This is a genomic window from Brachyspira pilosicoli, from assembly GCF_036997485.1.
In the GTDB taxonomy this organism is placed as follows: domain Bacteria; phylum Spirochaetota; class Brachyspiria; order Brachyspirales; family Brachyspiraceae; genus Brachyspira; species Brachyspira pilosicoli_C.
The window spans coordinates 288,884-309,801 of sequence record NZ_JAWLPU010000004.1 but is presented as its reverse complement, the minus strand read 5'-3'; the positions used below and the strand labels follow the sequence as shown (position 1 = coordinate 309,801).

Sequence of the window (20,918 nt, the reverse complement as noted above, 5' to 3'; positions counted from 1 at the left end):
GCTTGACAATTTTTAAAAATCTTTTATTCTATGTATATTAAATTTTTATATTCTTTTGATAGGAAACATAACACTTGAAAAAAGATATTAACGAAGAATACAAAGGTCCTGTCAGCGTATATTTAAAACAAATAGGTGAAATACGCAGACTGACAAAGGAAGAAGAATTAGAATTATGGCAGCGTCTTGAAGTTTGCCGAGAAAACAAAAACAAATTAATAGATGAAGACGAAAAAAAATATTCTAAAGAAATTGAAGAAATTGACAAAGAAATAGATTCTATTCAGCACAAATTAGTGAAATCCAATTTAAGATTAGTTATCAGCATTGCAAAAAGGTATTATAATAGCGGAGTTCCATTTATAGATATAATAGATGAAGGTAATATTGGTTTAATAGAGGCTGTAAAAAGATTTGAATATAGAAAGGGATTTAAGTTTTCTACTTATGGAGTATGGTGGATAAAACAAAGTATAGTTAAAGAGATATCAAGCAAAAGACATATTATAAGATTTCCAATGCATATAGCAAGATTAATAAAAAAAAGTATACAAATATCTAAAAACCTCACTCAGCAGCTTGGAAGAGAGCCTTCAATAGACGAAATAGCTAAAGAAATGAAAATAGACAGAAAAACACTATCCTCTATAATAATATTCACGCAGGAAACAGCAAGTGTAGATTCTTTCTTTAAAAACTCTGATAATAATGATATGACTTCTTTCATTGAAGATAAAAACTTCCCTTCACCTCATCAAGATGCTTTTATGGAAAGCTTAAGAGATACTTTAACTGAAGCATTAAAAGCTTTAGATGAAAAAGAAAGAACTGTAATTATAGAAAGATTTGGTCTTTATGGAAAAGAGCCTAAAACATTAGAAGATACTGGAAAAGAATTAAATATTACAAGAGAGAGAGTAAGACAAATACAAATAAAGGCTCTAAAAAAACTATCTGGTCTTAATTTATCAAAAGAATTAAAAAGTTTTCTATGGGACTAATATATACTAAAAAATTTTTAAGTTTATTAAAAATGTTTTTTAGTCTCTTATTTTCAGTATATTCTTGATTATTTTTTTATAAAAGATTTTTATTATTATCCGAATTAATTAACATATAATTTTAAAAAACGGAAGTAATAATTATGCCTAATGAAATCAAAACAAAATTAAAACCAGTTATAATAATTCTTTTAATATTAATAGTGGCAGTTGCAGGATTTTTTATTGTAAGAAGTATATTAAATAGTAAAGGAATGCCTAATTTAGATTTTCCAGAAACAAATACAACCGAAACAACTGATACTACAATAGATGATATATTTGGTGAAGATATTACTCAAGAAGAAAAAGATTTCTTATCTACAAATCAAACTATTGAACCTACTATAACAGAAACTAATATAAATACAAATAATAATGCTATAGCATTAACAGATGATGGTTTATATGAAGCTAATAATAATAACAACATACCAGATATAGTACCTCAGCCTACTAAAAAACCTTCTTCTGGAAACTCTGCATATATTTATGACACTACAGGAACAGTAGTAGTAGAGCCTAATATGGGAAACAATCAAACATTTAATAATAATCAAGCTGTTAATATAAGCTCTTTTATTATAAATTATAATGACAGATTTGTTGCTTCTAAAAGCGAACCATTATTAATAACTTTGGCTGTAAAAACACCTCCTCAAGGTAAATTTGCAAAAATAAGATTTTATGCTAGAAGAATAGATGATAATTATAATATTTTAAGCAGAGATTTAATATTCTATCTTCCAAAAATATATGTTATAGACGGACAAGCACAAACTCAATTCTATTTTGCAGGAAGAAAATCCCCATTAAGCGGCGGGCAATATTTACCTAAAGGAAGATATTTATTATATGCCGAAGCTGAAATAACAGATTCTAACGGTATGCCTGTTGGAAAAACTGGAAGATACCCACAGCCTCAATGGAATTATGTTATAACTTTAAAATAAAAATAAATTTAAATAAAAATTAAGCTCTGGAAAAACATTATTCCAGAGCTTTTTGTTTTTTAATAATTATAATGCTTTTTTTATGTTATATTCTTCAAGTTCTATCATGGCATTAATTATCATATCTTTAGTAATAGGATAAGGAGAAACCTCTAAATCTTTAGAAGCAAATGCCCCATCTAAAACTCTTGATAATTCTTCATTTTCTAAACTTATATCTTTTATACCAATGTTTTTTATTGAAGTTGGAAGGGATAAAGATTTATTAAAATTAAAAACTTTTTCAAGCTCATCAAAGTTTTTATCCATAGTTAAAAGCAAAAGTATGCCATAAGCTACAAGCTCTCCATGAAAGAACTTCTCTCCTATTTCTTTTATTCGTGTAAGACCATTATATACAGCATGAGGCAATGATATATGATAATCATCTTTAATCGTTACAGATGTAAGCCCTGTAGTATATACTATATGCAAAACTACTCTATTAAAATCATCAGTAGGCTTTTTATTTTTAAAATCATTAAAAGCTTTTAAAGAATATTTTATTATATCATTAGAACATTCTTTTATTATTTCATAGCCTAAAAAATCTTTATAATTAAGAACTTCATTTCTTGTAGAAAATAAAGTTTCATATTGTTTAGATAAAGCATCTCCCATACCCGCAATAAAATATCTCTCAGGAGAGTTTAATATAATATCAGTATTGATAAAAGTATGAATAGCAGGTCTTTTTTGAGTATATAAATCTTTATAAGAATCATCACTATTATACATAACAGATAAGCTTGTAACAGCAGCACAATTAGAAGCTAATGTAGGAAAAGTAAATAAAGGCTTATTTATCATATCGCAAAGTGTCTTTACTGTATCAACGCAACGCCCTCCGCCAACAGCAAAAATCATATCAGCTTCTTTTATCTCTTTAATATTTTTTAGCATCTCAACATTCTCATAACTCGCAACACCGCCATAATAAATCTCAGCAATTATCTTTATATTTTTTAAGCTATTTAATAAAATATCTCTTGAAGCATTTAAAGATTTTTTTCCAGAAATAATTACAGCATTAGAACCATAATTTTTGCATATATCATCTATATAGTTATACGCATCGCTTCCAATAGTATAATTTGGTAAAAATAAACTTTCCATAAAAATATATCCTTATTAAAACAGCTATTTTTTATTTGACATTATCTCATCATAAACAACAACTCTATTTCTGCCGCGATGTTTAGCCTCATACATAGCTATATCTGACTCTTTTACACATTGAAATATTGAAATCTTTGAATTGTGTCTATATTCTGATATACCAATACTTATAGTAATTTTTATATCTTGAGATTCATAATTAAAAACTTTATTTTCAATAGTTTTACGAATTCTTTCACCTACAATAAGCGCCTCTTGTTTATTTGTATTTGGACAAATAATAATAAACTCTTCTCCTCCATATCTAAAAGAGATATCACTTCTTCTAAGAATGTTATCAGATGGAGAAGTTAATAGCCTTCCTATTTCATGCAATACCAAATTTCCGCAATCATGCCCATATATATCATTGACATTTTTAAAATGATCCAAATCCATAAATATAAGCGATATAGTATATTTATAACGTTTAGCCCTCTCAGCTTCCTCTTCTATAACCTTATAAAAATATCTTATATTATACAAATTAGTAATATGATCAATTATTGATTGTTCATTTAATATATCTATTTCTTTTTTTAATTCTTTAATAAATCTATCTTTTTCTATAGAAGATTCAAGTTCTATATTATCTACACTAAGCTTTATATTTCTTATTTTCAATTTAATAATTATATCGTATAAGGTATATATGTCCACTATACCTATAGGAAAATCTTTATCATCAACAACAACAGCATAATCAAGTTTTTTATCCATCATCATATCAAATACATCATTTGTATTAGCATTAAAAGGCACTTTTATATAATTTTTGGTAATAAACTTTGATATATTTTGATTAGCCAAACAATCTATATTATTTTTTTTCACTTGTGATGCTAAGGCAGGGAATATATCATTATATGTAATAACACCAAAAATTTTTTTATTTGCGTTTGTAACAACGAATAGCTTGGGAGGATTTTTAGAGGATATAGAAACTAAATCTTGAAAAGAAGTATTTTTGCATATTATTTTGACATTATCAGCCTTAATGTAATTTATGATATCAAGATGCATATATAAGCCTTTAATCAAAAAAATATTAACAATATTATATTTATTTTAACATAAAGTCATATTTTTTCAATTATTTTTTTAGTTTATTTTGAAACTGCATTGTATTTCTTTCCCAAAAGATATTATCAGTATAGCCTTGTATTTCTTTGTTTTGCAAAGCAACTTCTATTCTTTTTTCTGCCCAAGCACAATATGCTGGATTTTGCTCTATACCTGAGTAGTTTCTTCCTAATTTTTTAGATACAACTGAGGTAGTACCGCTTCCCAAAAAAGGGTCGAATACAAAATCATTTTTATTAGAACTCGCTAATATTAATTTAGCTATTAACTTTTCTGGCTTTTGTGTAGGGTGTGCTGTATTTTCTGGCATTGACCAATAAGGAATGGATATATCGTCCCAAAAATTAGACGGACAAGTATCTCTAAAGTTACCGTTCTCTGTTTCTACCCAATCTTTTGGCTTTCCTTCAATTTTGTATGGAGCTATTACCTTTCTTCTTATCTTAACATCATCCACATTAAAAGTATATTTATTTGAAAGAGTAGCAAACCATATATCTTCCATTCCATTCTTCCAATTATTTTTTGCTCCTCTGCCCTTCTCTCGCTGCCAAGTAATTCTGTTTTGTATATTAAAATATTTTGATAAAACATTTCCTATCACAAGGCTTGACTTCCAATCACAGCATACATACATCGTAGCATTTTCTTTTAATATAGGAATAATACTTTCTACCCATAAATGAGTATATTTCTCATAGCTTAAATTGTCTCTGTCTTTAAACTTATACCCATGATAATTTTTTGATATATTATAAGGCGGGTCTACTATCATTAAATCAGCTATATTTTTTTCTATTTTTTTTAATACATTAAAAGTATTTCCGTTTATAGTTTTATTTATGATATCTTCTTTTCTATATTCTTTTATATTATCATTATCTATAATACATTTTTTTAGATATACTTTACTCTCTTCAGTATTTATATCAAAGTCAATAGTTTTATTTTTTACCGATTTAACTTTTGCATCCATCTATTTATATTATTCCCATTCTATAGTAGCAGGCGGTTTTGAAGATATATCATAAACAACACGGTTAATACCTTTAACTTCGTTTATTATTCTGTTTGATATTATACCCAAAACATTATAATCAATTTTAGCCCAATCAGCAGTCATGGCATCAACACTTTCAACAGCCCTCACAGCACAAACTTGTTCATAAGTACGGCCGTCACCCATAACACCAACGCTTTTTATAGGAAGAAGTATAGCAAAAGACTGCCATAATTTTCTATAAAGTCCAGCTTTTTTTATCTCGCTTACAACTATATCATCAGCTTCTTGAAGTATTTTAACCCTCTCTTCTGTGATATCTCCTAATATTCTAACTGCCAAACCAGGACCTGGGAAAGGCTGTCTGTATACTATATCTTCTGGAAGCTTTAACTCTAAACCAATCTCTCTCACTTCATCTTTAAATAATTCTCTGAAAGGCTCTAAAAGTTCAAATTTCATGTCTTTAGGAAGTCCGCCTACATTATGATGGCTTTTTATAACTGCAGAACTTCCTCTTAACGAAACACTCTCTATTACATCAGGATAAAGTGTACCCTGTGCTAAAAATCCTACATTTTCTATCTTTTTAGCTTCATCATTAAATACATTTACAAATTCATGTCCTATTATTTTTCTCTTTTGCTCTGGGTCAGTAACACCAGCTAATTTATCTAAAAATCTCTTTGAAGCATCAACATAAATCAAATCAATATTGAAATTATCTCTAAATACTTCAACAACCTTTTTATCTTCATCTTTTCTCAAAAGTCCATTATTAACAAATATACATTTTAATTGCTTGCCTATAGCTTTTTCTATTAACACTGCAGCTACAGAAGAATCAACTCCACCAGAAAGCCCAAGTATTACATTTTTATCTCCTACAGTTTCTTTTATTCTTTTTATTTCATATTCTATAAAAGAACCCATATTCCAATTTCTTTCACACTTACAAATATTAAATAAAAAATTTTCTATTATCTTTATTCCGTTTTCTGTATGAACTACTTCAGGGTGAAACTGTATAGCATAAATATTTTTCTCTTTATTTTCTATAGCAGCAAGTTCAGTATTAGGTGTTTTAGCTATAAGTTCAAAACCTTCAGGAATAGATTTTATACTATCCCCATGACTCATCCACACCACATTGCTTTTACCGAATGATTTAAATATGCTTTCATGATTAGTAATTTCAATTTCAGCTTTTCCATATTCGCGTTTTTCTGCACTTTCAACTTTTCCGCCCATAGAATAAACTATTATTTGCATACCATAGCATATTCCAAGTATAGGCACACCAAGTTCAAATAACTTTTTATCTACTTTAGGAGCATCTTCTTCATACACACTTGAAGGTCCTCCAGAAAGTATTATTGCTTTTGGATTAAACTCTTTTACAAAATCTATTGAAACATGAAATGGGTGAATCTCTGAATAAACATTCAATTCTCTTATTCTTCTTGTAATAAGCTGCGTAAACTGAGAGCCAAAATCTAGTATTAAAACTTTATCAATATTGTTTTGCATATTTTTCCTCTTTAAAATAAAAACATGATTTATGATTTATTAAGATTAATTAGACAATATTATATTAAAACAATAAAATTTCAATTAATAGTTATCATAATACATAGATTTTTAAATACGCACGGTAAGCAGATTTTTTGTATAATAAACATTATTTTATTTTTGGGACACTTATTTTTGTAGTAAATTAAGCGTGCGTTAATATAGCTTTAAATTAAAAAAACTATAGGGTGGGCTCTATAATTTATATAAAAATAATAAATATAATTAAAACTATAAATTCAAAATTAAGCATTGAATATTGAGGGTGGGGGGCGTAAATAAAATTTAAAATCTATTTACATCCCCCCCCCTTTATACTTTTTTGATTAAATTTGATTTTTCTATTTTTATTTATATTTACATACTCACACAGAAAAAATCACACCCGCCCAAGATTTTTTAAATTTATAGTCTTTATAAAAAAGATACTTGTCTTTAAATGGCAGGTATCTTTTTTATAGTGTTATCTGTTAATATTAATTTCCAAATTTTATACCTAAATTGAAAGCTATTTCAAAACTAGAAAAACCGTATTTCTTAATATCATAATCATCATAATAACCAATAGCACCGCCTCCAATACTTGGATATCCTTCATATATTTTTTGATAATCTTCATAAGACATATTAGCAATATCATAGAATATATCAAAATTATATATTAAACTTATTCCAAATAAAAATGCTACCTTTTCATTAAAATAAAAATAGTCATCCATTTGAAGTTTTATATATGGTATAAACGGATAATCAAATTTCCTTTTTATATCTTTGAATGAATATTTTTCGGCTAAATGACTTTTATAATTTTCATCAGCATCATTATTCATTGTATTATAATATTCACCAGCCAATGCTATTTTCATTCCAAAACCTATACCTATATTAAGCTCCATCTTTCCATCATAGTTTGAATTAAAATCTTTAAGTAAAGAAGTAAGATTAACAGCATATTTAGGCATTAATCCTATATTTAGTGTATGAAAAACTAAATTCTGACTTGCATTATATATTTTATTATTGCCATAATTGTTATCAGTTTGAGCTTTAAATGTAGATGCAAAATCAAGCCTTGAATATCCTATTTCAGTTAATATACTTATAGCATTATTTTCATTTATATTGAATCTATATCCGAAATTTCCAGTAACCCCAATATTAAAACTCATATCTTGTTTAGTTGTATCTATATAAATATTTCTGACAAACTTCCGTTTAGGCTCCACTATATTAGGTAATGTGGAAGCAATACCTATAGGTACATATATGCTACCTTCAAATTCTGTAAATGCTGATTTAGTAAATAGTGCAATGAATATTAAAACAGATAACACTACTTTTTTCATACAAACTCCTAATATTATTAATTGCAGAAGATAATACTATATAAATATAAAAAAACAACTAAATATTAAAATCTATTTACATACCCCGCCCTTTATTTTTTTCAGTTAAATTTCATTTTTTAATTTTGTTTATATTTTATTGCTTATACAAAAAAGCAATCCCACCCAAATGCTTATTAATTTTTAAAACTAATAAAACGCACGGTAAGTTTACTATTTGTTAATAAAAATTATTTTACTTTTAACACATATTGTTTTAATACTAAATTAAACGTGCGTTAAATAATAATCTTATGATATTTTAAAAATATAGTTTTTTAATTTTGATTTTTATAAAATATATATTATAATTTCCAAATAATAATAAAAATTAGGAGATTTATTATGAGTAATGAAGTATCTGATAGAAGTTGGGTTGTTACTTTACTTTTAGCAATATTTTTGCCGGTACATAGATTTTATGTTGGAAAAGTTGGAACTGGTATATTATATTGGCTTACAGCTGGCGGTTTAGGAATATGGTATATAGTTGATATAGTTTTAATATTGTTAGATATTTTTACAGATAAACAAGGAAGAAAATTAAGAAAATAAAACTTTTTATAGCAAAAAATATAAAAATAAACCTCTAACAAAACTAATTGATAGAGGTTTATTTTTATAATTTAAAAAATTATTTTTATTTCCAAGTTGGCAAATAAGAACCTTTGAAATTCTCATTATAAACTTTCTCTACTATTTCAGACTGATAAGCAGCAACAACTTTTTTATATAATTCATTATCTTTATCAGCAGTTCTAGCAGCAATTAAATTAACAAAAGATTTAGTGCTGTATATTGCAGGGTCATCTTTGAAAATATAATCAGAACCAGGGTTAAGACCAAAATCTATAGCATAATTTCCGTTTATAACAGCACAAGCAACATCAGGAAGCAAACTGTAAATACCTCCTGCATCAACTTCTACAATCTCTAAATTTAAAGGATTTTCTACTATATCAGCTACACTAGGAGAATCGCCTGCTTCAGGTCTTACTTTTATTAAACCAGCAGCCTCCAAAACCTTTAAAGCTCTTCCTCCATTAGAAGGGTCATTAGGTATAGCCACTTTATCTCCATTTTTAACTTCTTTTACATCTGTAATATTTGTAGAATAAATATTCATAGCAGATATATAAGTATCAGCAATAGCAGTTAAATCATAACCTTTATTTGATATTTCATCATTAAAATAAGCATAATGCTGAAAAGCATTTAAATCAATCTCACCATCATTTAAAGCTTGATTTGGTATAGTGTAATCAGCAAAAGAAACTAATTCTACTTTAATACCATCTTCTGCTAATTTCTCTACTATAGGATTCCAAATTTGATAATCAGACTCTCCTGCAAATCCAACTTTTACTATATTGTTATCATTTGCATTAGATTTTCCGCCGCCGCATGCACTAAAAGTGAAAATTAATGATGCAAAAGCTGCAACTAATAAAATTTTCTTCATTTATTAACTCCTTATTAAAATTTTTAAAAATTATTAAATAATTATTTTTATTTCCAAGCAGGTATATAAGCTCCCTTGAAATCTTCAGCATAAACTTTTTCTACTTCAGCAGATTGATAAGCCTCTACTATCCTTTTATAAATCTCATTATCCTTATCGGAAGCTCTTGAAGCTATTAAGTTTATATACATATTATTGTCATAATTTTTAGGGTCATCTCTAAATATATAATCAGCACCCGGATTAAGTCCAAAATCTAAAGCATAATTACAATTAATAACAGCACAAGCAACATCAGGAAGCAAACTATATAAACTACCCGCATCAACTTCTATAATCTCTAAATTTAAAGGATTTTCTATATCATTAACTGTAGGATTGTCTGGAGCATTATCTTTTAACTTTATTAAACCAGCAGCCTCTAACACTTTTAAAGCCCTTCCGCCATTAGCAGGGTCATTAGGTATAGCTACTTTATCTCCATTTTTTACCTCATTAACATTTGTAATATTATGAGAATAGATATTCATAGCAGATATATAAGTAACACCCAATATAGCTAAATCATAACCTTTAGTATTAACTTCATTGCTGTAGTATGCATGGTGCTGAAAAGCATCTAAATCTATATCACCGTCATTTAATGCCTGATTTGGTATAGTGTAATCAGCAAAAGAAACTAATTCTACTTTAATGCCTTCGTTTAATAATTTCTCTTGTACAGGCTTCCATATAGTTCTGTCAGATTCACCAACATGACCAATCTTAACCGTGATTAAATCTTTTTTATTATCATTGCTTCCGCCGCAAGAAGCTAAAAATAATGTGAAACATAATAATAATAAAACCTTTTTCATTATATATCATTCCCCTTTATAAATAATTTAATTTTTTAAATAATTTAAATATTTAAGACAATAAAAGAAATATTGTTTATCACATGGTAAGTGATAATTTATAATTTTTAGTCATGGTATCGCAAGAAGCATCAAAGAGTTTTTTCTCTTCTTCATTCATTTTAAGCTCAATTATCTCTTCAACTCCATTAGCTCCCAAAACTGCAGGCACAGAAGCATAAACATCTTTTTGACCATACTCACCGTTAAGATAAACTGAAACAGGTAAAACTCTATGCTCATCAGAAAGTATAGCCCTAGCAACCTCAGCAAGTGAAGTTCCTATTCCAAACTCGGTAGAACCTTTACCTAATAAAACATCCCAACCGCCTCTTCTTCCTTTATCAGCTAATTCATTCAAATCTAATTTAGCATATTTGTCTTTGCCTTCTTTCATAAGCTCAAATAAAGGCTTTCCTGCTATAGTTACACAAGACCAAGCAACCATTTGGCTTTCACCATGTTCGCCTAATGCATAAGCATATACAGATTTTTGATCAACATTAATAGCCTCGGATATAGCTCGTCTTAATCTGGCAGAGTCTAATGTTGTGCTTGTAGATATTATTCTTTTAGTGTCATAATTTAACTTGTTTTGTAAATAATGAGTAATAACATCAGCAGGATTAGAAATATTAATTATAATTCCATTAAATTTAGTCTTTTTAATATTAGCTACTATATCTTTCATAACTTCTACAGTAGCACCCAAAGTATCCATTCTAGTTTGATTTTCTTTAGGCAAAGGTCCAGCACATACAACCATTAAATCAGCATCATCAATATCACTATAATCTCCAGCTTTAACTTCAACTCTATGAGGAAGATAAACAGTAGCATCAAATATATCAAGAGCCTGAGCAAAAGCTTTTTTCTTGTCTATATCAATATAAACAATATTTTCAACTAAACCTTGAGCTGCTAAAGCATATCCCACATGAGAGCCTACATGGCCCGCCCCTATAATAACTACTTTTCTATTTTTAATCATAATAATAAATCCTTTATAAAAATATAACTTTTTAATGTGTAGCTTTTTTTACTATAAAATTACCAAGTGCCTGTATTAATCCAACAAGTATTACAAGAAGTATCACAGAAACATAAATAATATCTAATTTATTTCTGTAGTATCCAGACTGTATAGCATAAGTACCAAGCCCTCCAGCACCAACAGCACCAGCCATGGCAGTAAGCCCTATTAAACTAATAGCGGTTATGGTAGTTCCTCTTGCTATAGGTGCAATACTTTCTTTTAAATAAACTCTAAATATTATAGCTATAGGAGAAGAACCCATAGATTGAGCTGCTTCTACAAGTCCTGGGTTTACTTCAGATAAAGCACTCTCCATTTGCCTTGCAAAAAAAGGAACCGTTCCAAAAATTAGAGGCAATATAGCACCCTTTACGCCAATAGCAGTACCCATTATAAATCTTGTTAAAGGTACAAGCATGGCAAGAAGTATTATAAAAGGTATAGCCCTAAAAAAGTTAATAACCTTACTAAGCACTTCATATATTATAATGTTTTGCATAATGCCGTATCTCTTAGTAACAATTAAAAGTATACCCAAAAATCCGCCTACAAAAAATGATATAACACCAGAATATAAAAGCATAATAAAAGTTTGTATAATACTATCATAAAGCTTTGGTAAATCATTCATTACATTCGGTATTAATTTATTTAGAAGTTCTAGCATCGGATACTACCTCCACATCGACATTTTTTTCTTTAAGAAAATCTATAGCTCTATTTATTCCGCCAGCCTCTCTTTCATGCATTATAACAACAAGCCCTCCAAGCAAACTATCATCAATAAACTCAACATTAGCAAAAATAATATTAGCATTAACATTAAAAGTCCTAGATATATGCGAAATAAAAGCTTCTACAACACCGCCCTTTTTGTATCTAAGTCTTAATATACACTCATTTTCTTTTAAAACAGTGATATCGTTATTTTCTTCTACTAAATTATATATTTTAGAAAGGTTTGATGTAGTATCTATAAAATCTTGTGTTATTTTATTTTTTGGTGAAGAAAATACATCAAAAATATTACCTTCTTCTATTAAATTACCGGCATTCATAACAGCAACTCTATGGCATAATTCTTTAACTACATTCATCTCATGAGTTATTACAACTATAGTAATCTTTAATTTCTCATTTAATTTTTTTAATAATTTCAGTATAGAACCAGTAGTTTGAGGGTCTAATGCACTAGTAGCTTCATCACAAAGAAGTATATTAGGCTCATTAGCCAAAGCCCTAGCAATAGCTACTCTTTGTTTTTGCCCGCCGCTTAATTGTGATGGATAAGCATAAGCTTTCTCCTTTATATCTACAAGCTCAAGCAAATACATAACCTTATCTTCAACTTCTTTTTTTGAAAGCCCCCTATATCTTAAAGGATAAGCAACATTTTTAAATACATTCCTTGAACCAAATAAATTAAATTGCTGAAATATCATTCCTATCTTTTTTCTTTTCTCTCTTAGTTCTCTTTGAGATAAAGACATCATATCAACATTATCTATATAAACCTTTCCAGAAGTAGGTCTTTCAAGTAAATTAATACATCTTACAAGTGTAGACTTGCCAGCACCAGAAAAACCTATTATTCCGTATATCTCGCCGTCTTCTATTTTTATAGATACATTATTTACAGCATTAAGTTCTTTATTGTTTGCTGTTGTAAATACTTTACTAACATTTTCTATTACTATCATTATTATTCCGATTTAAATTTTATTCTATACATTATATAATTATATATATTTCTGTCAATAATAATTATGAAAACAACTTGTTTATAAAATAAATATACTTACTAAGTATACCGCTACTTTGTAAAATATAAATAAAAATAAACACTCGCTATTATTAACTTTTCTGTATGGTTTTAAATTATTATTTTTATTTTACAATGAAAAATTTAAAAGCACGTAGCCAAAAAATTTTAATTAGATTATAAATATATTTTCCCGCACGTTAAATAAACTTATCAATATAATAAAAATTATATTTCTAATTAATTTATATTCTTTTTTTAGTTTAGCGTGCGGTGTGTAAAAAGCAATATATAATTTTTATTTAATAATAATAACATATAGAAATGCTGCTATAAATAACTTTTAAATAATTTTAACGGAAATTCACACTTCTTGTAAGAACAACGCTCTTATCATCAAAATCTGTAACCTCTGCTTTAAAGACGTATTTACCTCGCTTAGGTATAAAAGAGCCTCCCCTATAATAATGAGAATCAACCCCATAAACATCTTCAAATCTGTAATTTGGTGATATATAATAAACATTGTTCTGCTTAATAAAATAAGTAAAATCATAATCTCTAAGCAAATCATCATTCATATATATTTTAACTCTTTTAAGCCCCATAGGAATACTTCCAAGCAAATCATAAGCTTTAACAAATAATTTTATTTCATCATTATATTTTATAGACATATTATCTTTTATCTGTATTAGCCTATTTTCTGTTCTTAAATATATACCGTGTATTAAAGGAGATTGTTCAGAGCCTTTATTCATATTAAGATAAGCAAGAGGATCTATAACCAAGCCCTTTCTCATATCTTCTATTGTAAGATGTAAATGAGCCCCTCCAGAACGTCCAGTGTTGCCTGTTAAAGCAAGAATATCATTTTCTGTAACTTTGGCATAATTTTTTTCTATGCTTCCATTGTCTATATGATAATAATAACTCCTAATGCCTTCGGAATGTTCTACTATAAGTGTATTTCCAACTCCATATACTGGCCTTGTAGGGTCTTCATCAAAATCAGAATAATGCACTATCTCTCCATCAGCTATAGGATATATAGGCATTTTGTTCCCTCCAAAATCTACTCCATTATGAAAGTGGTCTGTTCTAAACTCACCGAATGTGCTTGTTATTCTAATCTTATTTTCATCAATAGGAATTCTCGCAAAAACCATTGCTTGAATAAATAAAATAAATAATAAACTTTTTTTTATCATAACTTCACTCTCTTATAAGTATATATCATTTTATCGCTAACTATCATATATTCATTATACTCTGTAGATATATCAACATAATAAACCCAAGCATCTATACCTTTCTCAAATATCACCTCTTCAAGTTTATTGTCATATATAAGCACTTCACTATTTCCAGATTTAGATACACTCATTATAGTGGAATTAGTTTCGGCATTAAGCTTCATATTAACAGCATTAAGCATATTATATTTTTCTATATTTATTCTGTTAATCTCTTTACCGCTATTTAGAGAATATATTATGATATCTCTATCCGCAAGCATGAAAGCGCGCATTGATTTTTCACTTACATAAGAAGATACATGCTTTCTTCTGTTGAGAGTAGTATCCAAATACCATAAGGATTTGCCCTTAGAATCATACAAAGTTATATACTCAGGTCTTATGCCGCTGATAGATAAAGCAAAACTTCCATACTCGCTTAAAGCAACAGATTTTACTATGTTTATCTCGCTAAGTATTGTAGATATACTAAAATCCATTTTGCCGTTTCTGTTTATATATGCTATATCACCGCTGGAAAAACCTGATATATAATCACCTGTATATGAAGCAAAAGCACCATCTGTAATAATTTCTCCATATTGTATATGTTCGCTTAAAGGATTATTATCATAATCAAACATCTGCACTTTAGAGTTATCGCTTGAATGATAAATACTCCTATTAGCATAAGGTGAAATCTCTGGATATACAGAAGTATTAGTACGCCATAAAATCTCTCCGCTGTTGTTATAGCATTCTATAACATTTCCGTATCTCTTATACTTGATAAAATATCCATTATTCAATGATGCCAACTCACCAGCAGATAAATTAGTATAGTAGAAAGTTCTGCCTTTAGAATCAAAATAGTGAATTATACCTTCAGGCTTTGAAAAGAAATTATGCTTAAAAGTACCTTCTATACTATAGTTATTATCATTAACAGGGTCTAACGTAGAAGATATTTCTTTATTCCATATATTAATTATATTATATTCTTCATTAAGCCTATTAGTGCCGAATATAAATATAAACAATAAAACTAAAATAAAAGCACTTATTAAAGTTAAATATCTAACAACAAAAGGTTCAGCATTATGTATATTTTTTACATCTATAATTTTAAATTCGCTCATCAGAAATTATTTTAACTCCGTAAGCACTCTTACATTAAATTTCGTAGGTTTATCTAATATGCTTAAAGGGTCAAAAGTCATATTTCCTGCCCTCATCTCCCAATGGCAATGAGGTCCTGTAGACATACCAGTAGAGCCTATAAGTCCAATAATATCACCTTTTTTAACATACTGCCCCTCTTTAGCTATTAGTTTAGACATGTGGAAATAACTGCTGTAAACACCTTGTCCATGGTCTATAACAACACAATTACCCCTTACAAATAATTCTCTTGAAACTCTGACAACTCCATTATTAGCAGCTATTATTGGCGTGCCGTTAGTGTTGGCAATATCAAACCCTTGATGATATCGAGCATAATCTTTAGTATATCCTCTAAAAGCACCAAATCCAGAAGAATACCTTCCTTGTGCCGGCATTATATAAACAGTGTCTGCATAATTTGTTGGTGTATAGCTTATATAAATTTTACCGTTAAGAAGTTCTCTTTCCTCTTTAGATTTTTGAGGATTACTTATAATATTTTTCATAGTTGTTGTAACACCTTGTATTTGTTTAGGCTTTGGAGGAGGCGGTGTAAAATCCAAATCAATGTCTAAAGCTACTGTAGCTATAGTTTTATCTTTAAGCTCAACATTAGATTGAAACTGATATTTTTTATCTTGAGAGCCTACATATATTCCAAACACACTCTTATAAACTTTCATCTTATCGCTTGCATCTTTTACTTCAAAAAATTTCACTATAGGTCTTGCACTTCCCATTAATTTTGCATTTTTTATTTTTACATCATCTTTAGAAGTTATGTAAATAGTAGAAACTTTCCCAGCATAAAATGGATAAGGATCAACATAAACTTTTAAATCTTTATCATAACTTTTAAAATCATTAATAGAATTAAATTGATTACCTCTATTATAATAAGTACCATTAACTAAATTAATCTCTCCATTCTTTATATAAAGAGATGTATTGTCTGATAGATAATAATATTTATTTTTTATTTTTATCTCAGCAAAAGCATTCTTTGAAGTTCTAATAGTATCTCCATCATAAACCTTATTGCTAAAACTAATATTTTTACCATCTCTCAAAACTTCTACTTTTCCAATATATTTTAAATCATATTGAGAATATAATGATAAAGATAATAAAAAAACAAAAAATACTATATAATTTTTCATAAACAATAAACCTCCAAAAAAATATTACATCTTATAATTGTCAAGCTGTAAAAGATGATCTTTTATATCTTTATTGGAAGGAGCTATTTCAAATGCTTTAGTAAGATAATTTTTTGCATTAGCAATATCTTTCTTTTTGAAATAAGCCCAACCCAAAGAGTCTAAATATGCAGGATTAGAAGGGTCTTTATGCAAAGCTTTTTTTATCTCTTCTATTCCTTCATCTATATTAATATCACTATCAACCAATATAAAACCTAATGAGTTTCTTGCATTTGGATTTTCTCCATCTACAGCAAGGGCCTTTCTTAAGTACTCTATAGCCTTCCTTGAGTTTTTTTTCTTATAATAAACATATCCAAGCACAGAATAAATTTGAGTATTTTCTATATCATAAGATAAAGCATCAAGAAGTTCAAACTCAGCCAAATCATACATCTCTCTAATAGCATATATATATCCAACAATAACATGTGCCTGCATCATTCTAAGAGGATTATCAAGTCTTCTTAAAATCTTATCAAAAACTTCAAGTGTATTATCATAATCCTGCATCTGTGCATAGGATAAAGCAAGGTGGTATCCAGATTCTACATCATTATTTTCAGAGAATATCTTTTCTAAAGAATCTATTGCCTCTTTATAGTTCTCGTTTCTAAATAGTTTTATACCCTCTTCTAACTCTATTTTTCCAGAACCTATACTCATACACGCTCCTATTGTTTTGTTATCATATTATTTTTATGTTATCATATTATTTTATATTTAAATAAAAAAATCTCAATATATTCATAAAAAAAGTTTTATTTAAGAAAATGTTTTTTCGCATGCTTTTTTGCATAAACAATAATATACAAGCTTGTAATTTTTTAATATAAAAAACGATTATTTCACATTATTTATAATATCAAAATTAAGATAACTAAAAATTTTAAAATTTGTCAATTTTGAGTTTTTATATTTTAGGGCTCTCCCACTTTGCGAATCACTCACTGCAGTGGGAAAACCCTATATAAGTTTTAATAAAATATAGTTATTTAAGTATAAACTTAATCTAACTTTCTCATCTGTGGGAAAAGAATAGTATCTCTAATACTTGCTACATTTAAGAAAAGTATAGCCATTCTATCTATTCCTATTCCAAGCCCGCCTGTAGGAGGAAGTCCATATTCCAATGCATTAATAAAATCTAAATCCATATCCATAGTCTCATCTTCACCGCGTGCTTTAGCTTTTAACTGCTCTTCAAAACGCTCTTTTTGGTCTATTGGGTCATTAAGCTCACTGAATCCATTAGACATCTCCATTCCGCCAATAAAGAGTTCATATCTTTCTGTAATGTCTGGATTGTCAGGATAAGATTTTGAAAGAGGAGAAACTGCCTTAGGATAATTAATAACAAATGTAGGCTGAATAAGTTTCTCTTCAACTTTCTCTTCAAATACAGCAACCATTACTTCCCATTTAGTAGGCTTAGCTTTTGAAGTGTCTATCTCTACCCCTATTGATTTTGCTTTTGATATAGCTTCATCATCAGTTTCTATAGCATTAAAATCAAGTCCTGAGTGTTCTTTAACTAAATCAACCATAGGAACTCTTGCAAATGGAGGCTTAAAATTAATTTCATAATCTTTATACTGAGAAGTGTATTTTCCATTTAGTTTGAAGCATACTTTTGAGAACACCTCTTCAACCAATTCCATAACCTTATGGAAATTAGCATAAGCCATATATGCTTCCATCATAGTAAACTCTGGATTATGTCTTGTAGATATTCCTTCGTTGCGGAAATTTCTATTAAGCTCAAATACTTTATCAAAACCTCCAACTATAAGTCTCTTTAAATAAAGTTCAGGTGCTATTCTAAGATAAAGAGTCATATCCAAAGTATTATGATGCGTAACAAATGGTTTAGCCTTAGCTCCTCCAATTAATGGATGCATCATAGGAGTTTCTACTTCAAGAAAATTGTTCTCTATCATTATTTCTCTTATTGCAGATATCATTTTAGAACGTTTAATAAATGCCTCTTTAACATCATCATTCATTATCAAATCAACATATCTTTGTCGGTAGCGAAGTTCTGTATCAGTTAGTCCATGAAACTTTTCAGGAAGCGGATTTAATGATTTTGTGAGAAGTTTTAATTCGTTTGCATATATTGTAATCTCACCTGTTTTAGTTTTAAATACAGTTCCTTTTACACCAACAATATCTCCTATGTCTATAAGTTTTTTGAATACTGTATTATAAAACTCATCGCCAAGTTTATCTTTTTGTATATAAGCCTGAATAGTGCCTTCAGAATCTTTTATAGTTAAAAAAGAAGATTTACCCATCACTCTATAAAGCATAATTCTTCCAGCTATAGCAACTTCTGTTTCATTCTTTTCAAGCTCTTCAAATTTCTCTGCTATATCCTTAGATTTATAAGTTACATTATAACTATTTGGAAAAGGGTTAATTCCAATATTTCTTAATGTGTTCAATTTCTCTTTTCTGTTTTCTTTTTCAGCATTCTTGTCTGATGCAGTATTTTTTTCGTTCTCTAAATTTTCAGAATTATTTTTGTTTTCTGACATCTAATTATCCCTCTTAAAATTAATTATTTTGTATTAACAGCATATACAACTGAAAATAACACAATAAATATACATTATAAAAGAAAAAAACTCTATAACAAAAAAATGATTATTTAAAAGAAAAATAATAAAATTGATTAATAAATTATCCTGCTAAATCACCATACTCAATATTTTTATCACCATCAACATAAACTATCAAAGAATGATGCTTAAAGTAATCAGGTTCAAAAAGTATATGCATAGTTGTATCCGGTTTAGATTCATCTTCTTCAAAATCTATAAGTATGCTATCTAAATACATAGCCTTATAAAAATCTTCTTCTTTTATTGGAATGTTAATTATCTCCCCAATGGCATTTTGATAAGAATTATCATCAATTTGCTTGTTTGTAGCCACCCATTCTTCTGCTAAAGTAACACATTGCTTTGAAATAAGAAAGTCAGCAATATTTTTTTTATGCTCATCTATCCATTTTAATATCTCATTAATTTTATCTATATATTTTAATAACATATCAGACTTATTTGCCTCTTCTCCAAAATCTATAATTAAACTAATATTCTCATCTTCCCATAAGTTGCAGAAGGCTTCATAAGAAAAATAATCGCTTTCAGAAAAATCTTTTATCTTTAAAGAAGTTATCATTTCAATACAATCCTAAAATATTTGTTAACAATAGTATAATACATTAAATCATAAAATTCATCATTTTTTTATATTTTTTAATTTTTTATTCATAGCATATATTATAATATCACAAATCTCATCATAATTAAAACACCCGCTATCTAAAGTCATATTATAATTTATCATATTTCCCCATTCTTCTCCAGTATAATATTTATGATAATTATATCTATAAGAATCCATATTTTTTAATTCTCGCTCAGCATTTTCTATATTTACTCCATACTCTTCATTTATTCTTTTTATTCTATTTTCTATAGAAGAGTGAATAAATACATTAAAAGAATTATCAAAATATTTTAAAATAAAACTAGCACATCTTCCTATTATAATAGCAGATTCTTTATTAGCTATATCCCTTATTACTTTGCTTTGTATTTCAAATATTCTATCGAGTGTAGAATGAGTTTTGTTTTTTGCAAAAGGGCTTTCAAATTTTCTTTTATTATACGCTGTAAAAAATATATTGTCATTTATAAAACATTCATCTTTTAATTCTATAACACCTCTAGCTAATCCTGTTTTATCAACTACTATATCAATTAATTCTTTATCATAAAAATTAACATTAAGTATTTTTGCTAATTTTTCTCCAATTAATCTTCCCCCGCTTCCATATTGTCTGCTTATTGTTATAATAAAATTATCCATAAAACATATCAACTTTTATAAAATATTGTTATAGATTATAATATAA

General features: G+C 27.9%; 20 protein-coding genes. 3 read left to right on the top strand and 17 right to left on the bottom strand.

The genetic code is table 11. From position 1 onward, the window contains the following. The first annotated feature begins 74 nt into the window (after positions 1 to 74). Positions 75 to 1,001, top strand: a complete 927-nt coding sequence (locus tag R4I97_RS11505; protein ID WP_335785178.1) for a sigma-70 family RNA polymerase sigma factor — start codon at positions 75 to 77, stop codon at positions 999 to 1,001. Positions 1,002 to 1,144: 143 nt separating this feature from the next. Then, on the top strand, positions 1,145 to 1,993 hold the full coding sequence (locus tag R4I97_RS11500; RefSeq protein ID WP_335785177.1) for a hypothetical protein: 849 nt from the start codon (positions 1,145 to 1,147) through the stop codon (positions 1,991 to 1,993). A 66-nt stretch (positions 1,994 to 2,059) separates the two neighbouring features. Here R4I97_RS11500 and R4I97_RS11495 read toward each other — a convergent pair whose 3' ends face one another. From R4I97_RS11495 to R4I97_RS11475, 5 genes are all read right to left on the bottom strand, one after another. Beyond that, positions 2,060 to 3,148, bottom strand: a complete 1,089-nt coding sequence (locus tag R4I97_RS11495) for an iron-containing alcohol dehydrogenase family protein (RefSeq protein ID WP_335785176.1) — start codon at positions 3,146 to 3,148, stop codon at positions 2,060 to 2,062. A 24-nt stretch (positions 3,149 to 3,172) separates the two neighbouring features. After that, positions 3,173 to 4,213, bottom strand: coding sequence for a diguanylate cyclase (locus R4I97_RS11490; protein WP_335785175.1), 1,041 nt, complete (start codon positions 4,211 to 4,213; stop codon positions 3,173 to 3,175). 70 nt (positions 4,214 to 4,283) lie between these two features. Beyond that, a complete protein-coding gene (locus R4I97_RS11485; RefSeq protein WP_335785174.1) occupies positions 4,284 to 5,249 on the bottom strand; it encodes a DNA-methyltransferase in 966 nt (321 codons plus the stop codon). A 9-nt stretch (positions 5,250 to 5,258) separates the two neighbouring features. Then, the gene (gene guaA, locus R4I97_RS11480; protein WP_335785173.1) at positions 5,259 to 6,803 is read right to left on the bottom strand and encodes a glutamine-hydrolyzing GMP synthase; all 1,545 of its coding nucleotides are present in this window, start codon (positions 6,801 to 6,803) and stop codon (positions 5,259 to 5,261) included. A gap of 518 nt (positions 6,804 to 7,321) precedes the next feature. Further along, positions 7,322 to 8,191: a hypothetical protein gene (locus tag R4I97_RS11475; RefSeq protein ID WP_335785172.1), complete on the bottom strand. Its 870-nt coding sequence runs from the start codon at positions 8,189 to 8,191 to the stop codon at positions 7,322 to 7,324. Between the two features lie 384 nt (positions 8,192 to 8,575). On the opposite strand from R4I97_RS11475, the gene R4I97_RS11470 reads away from it, so the two are divergent. After that, entirely contained in the window at positions 8,576 to 8,785 is a 210-nt protein-coding gene (locus tag R4I97_RS11470) for a TM2 domain-containing protein (protein WP_147731291.1), read from the top strand. Between the two features lie 85 nt (positions 8,786 to 8,870). Here R4I97_RS11470 and R4I97_RS11465 read toward each other — a convergent pair whose 3' ends face one another. From R4I97_RS11465 to R4I97_RS11410, 12 genes are all read right to left on the bottom strand, one after another. Further along, positions 8,871 to 9,692 carry a MetQ/NlpA family ABC transporter substrate-binding protein gene (locus tag R4I97_RS11465; RefSeq protein ID WP_335785171.1) on the bottom strand — a complete coding sequence of 274 codons (822 nt, stop codon included), beginning with the start codon at positions 9,690 to 9,692 and terminating at the stop codon, positions 8,871 to 8,873. Positions 9,693 to 9,739: 47 nt separating this feature from the next. After that, the gene (locus tag R4I97_RS11460) at positions 9,740 to 10,549 is read right to left on the bottom strand and encodes a MetQ/NlpA family ABC transporter substrate-binding protein (RefSeq protein ID WP_335785170.1); all 810 of its coding nucleotides are present in this window, start codon (positions 10,547 to 10,549) and stop codon (positions 9,740 to 9,742) included. 79 nt (positions 10,550 to 10,628) lie between these two features. Then, positions 10,629 to 11,579 carry an L-lactate dehydrogenase gene (locus tag R4I97_RS11455; RefSeq protein ID WP_335785169.1) on the bottom strand — a complete coding sequence of 317 codons (951 nt, stop codon included), beginning with the start codon at positions 11,577 to 11,579 and terminating at the stop codon, positions 10,629 to 10,631. A 31-nt stretch (positions 11,580 to 11,610) separates the two neighbouring features. Continuing rightward, on the bottom strand, positions 11,611 to 12,291 hold the full coding sequence (locus R4I97_RS11450) for a methionine ABC transporter permease (protein WP_335785168.1): 681 nt from the start codon (positions 12,289 to 12,291) through the stop codon (positions 11,611 to 11,613). Further along, the gene (locus tag R4I97_RS11445) at positions 12,272 to 13,324 is read right to left on the bottom strand and encodes a methionine ABC transporter ATP-binding protein (protein ID WP_335785167.1); all 1,053 of its coding nucleotides are present in this window, start codon (positions 13,322 to 13,324) and stop codon (positions 12,272 to 12,274) included. The genes R4I97_RS11450 and R4I97_RS11445 overlap by 20 nt, the downstream gene beginning before the upstream one ends. A gap of 415 nt (positions 13,325 to 13,739) precedes the next feature. Further along, positions 13,740 to 14,597 carry a M23 family metallopeptidase gene (locus R4I97_RS11440; protein WP_335785166.1) on the bottom strand — a complete coding sequence of 286 codons (858 nt, stop codon included), beginning with the start codon at positions 14,595 to 14,597 and terminating at the stop codon, positions 13,740 to 13,742. Further along, the gene (locus tag R4I97_RS11435; protein WP_335785165.1) at positions 14,594 to 15,763 is read right to left on the bottom strand and encodes a hypothetical protein; all 1,170 of its coding nucleotides are present in this window, start codon (positions 15,761 to 15,763) and stop codon (positions 14,594 to 14,596) included. The genes R4I97_RS11440 and R4I97_RS11435 overlap by 4 nt, the downstream gene beginning before the upstream one ends. Positions 15,764 to 15,769: 6 nt before the next feature. Then, the gene (locus R4I97_RS11430; RefSeq protein ID WP_335785164.1) at positions 15,770 to 16,948 is read right to left on the bottom strand and encodes a M23 family metallopeptidase; all 1,179 of its coding nucleotides are present in this window, start codon (positions 16,946 to 16,948) and stop codon (positions 15,770 to 15,772) included. Between the two features lie 24 nt (positions 16,949 to 16,972). After that, a complete protein-coding gene (locus R4I97_RS11425) occupies positions 16,973 to 17,656 on the bottom strand; it encodes a tetratricopeptide repeat protein (RefSeq protein WP_335785163.1) in 684 nt (227 codons plus the stop codon). 341 nt (positions 17,657 to 17,997) lie between these two features. After that, the gene (gene lysS / locus R4I97_RS11420) at positions 17,998 to 19,530 is read right to left on the bottom strand and encodes a lysine--tRNA ligase (RefSeq protein WP_335785162.1); all 1,533 of its coding nucleotides are present in this window, start codon (positions 19,528 to 19,530) and stop codon (positions 17,998 to 18,000) included. Between the two features lie 145 nt (positions 19,531 to 19,675). Continuing rightward, positions 19,676 to 20,176: a DUF2262 domain-containing protein gene (locus R4I97_RS11415; RefSeq protein WP_335785186.1), complete on the bottom strand. Its 501-nt coding sequence runs from the start codon at positions 20,174 to 20,176 to the stop codon at positions 19,676 to 19,678. 63 nt (positions 20,177 to 20,239) lie between these two features. Then, positions 20,240 to 20,872, bottom strand: a complete 633-nt coding sequence (locus R4I97_RS11410) for a cytidylate kinase-like family protein (RefSeq protein WP_335785161.1) — start codon at positions 20,870 to 20,872, stop codon at positions 20,240 to 20,242. Positions 20,873 to 20,918: the final 46 nt, after the last annotated feature.

Excerpts from the sequence above, each read along its gene's own strand:
- R4I97_RS11425 (WP_335785163.1), bottom strand. The coding sequence starts at position 17,656 with ATGAGTATAGGTTCTGGAAAAATAGAGTTAGAAGAGGGTATAAAACTA.
- guaA (WP_335785173.1), bottom strand. The coding sequence starts at position 6,803 with ATGCAAAACAATATTGATAAAGTTTTAATACTAGATTTTGGCTCTCAG.
- R4I97_RS11435 (WP_335785165.1), bottom strand. The coding sequence starts at position 15,763 with ATGAGCGAATTTAAAATTATAGATGTAAAAAATATACATAATGCTGAA.
- R4I97_RS11450 (WP_335785168.1), bottom strand. The coding sequence starts at position 12,291 with ATGCTAGAACTTCTAAATAAATTAATACCGAATGTAATGAATGATTTA.
- R4I97_RS11485 (WP_335785174.1), bottom strand. The coding sequence starts at position 5,249 with ATGGATGCAAAAGTTAAATCGGTAAAAAATAAAACTATTGACTTTGAT.
- R4I97_RS11465 (WP_335785171.1), bottom strand. The coding sequence starts at position 9,692 with ATGAAGAAAATTTTATTAGTTGCAGCTTTTGCATCATTAATTTTCACT.
- R4I97_RS11500 (WP_335785177.1), top strand. The coding sequence starts at position 1,145 with ATGCCTAATGAAATCAAAACAAAATTAAAACCAGTTATAATAATTCTT.
- R4I97_RS11430 (WP_335785164.1), bottom strand. The coding sequence starts at position 16,948 with ATGAAAAATTATATAGTATTTTTTGTTTTTTTATTATCTTTATCATTA.
- R4I97_RS11490 (WP_335785175.1), bottom strand. The coding sequence starts at position 4,213 with ATGCATCTTGATATCATAAATTACATTAAGGCTGATAATGTCAAAATA.
- R4I97_RS11445 (WP_335785167.1), bottom strand. The coding sequence starts at position 13,324 with ATGATAGTAATAGAAAATGTTAGTAAAGTATTTACAACAGCAAACAAT.
- R4I97_RS11460 (WP_335785170.1), bottom strand. The coding sequence starts at position 10,549 with ATGAAAAAGGTTTTATTATTATTATGTTTCACATTATTTTTAGCTTCT.
- R4I97_RS11470 (WP_147731291.1), top strand. The coding sequence starts at position 8,576 with ATGAGTAATGAAGTATCTGATAGAAGTTGGGTTGTTACTTTACTTTTA.
- R4I97_RS11440 (WP_335785166.1), bottom strand. The coding sequence starts at position 14,597 with ATGATAAAAAAAAGTTTATTATTTATTTTATTTATTCAAGCAATGGTT.
- R4I97_RS11455 (WP_335785169.1), bottom strand. The coding sequence starts at position 11,579 with ATGATTAAAAATAGAAAAGTAGTTATTATAGGGGCGGGCCATGTAGGC.
- lysS (WP_335785162.1), bottom strand. The coding sequence starts at position 19,530 with ATGTCAGAAAACAAAAATAATTCTGAAAATTTAGAGAACGAAAAAAAT.
- R4I97_RS11410 (WP_335785161.1), bottom strand. The coding sequence starts at position 20,872 with ATGGATAATTTTATTATAACAATAAGCAGACAATATGGAAGCGGGGGA.
- R4I97_RS11495 (WP_335785176.1), bottom strand. The coding sequence starts at position 3,148 with ATGGAAAGTTTATTTTTACCAAATTATACTATTGGAAGCGATGCGTAT.
- R4I97_RS11475 (WP_335785172.1), bottom strand. The coding sequence starts at position 8,191 with ATGAAAAAAGTAGTGTTATCTGTTTTAATATTCATTGCACTATTTACT.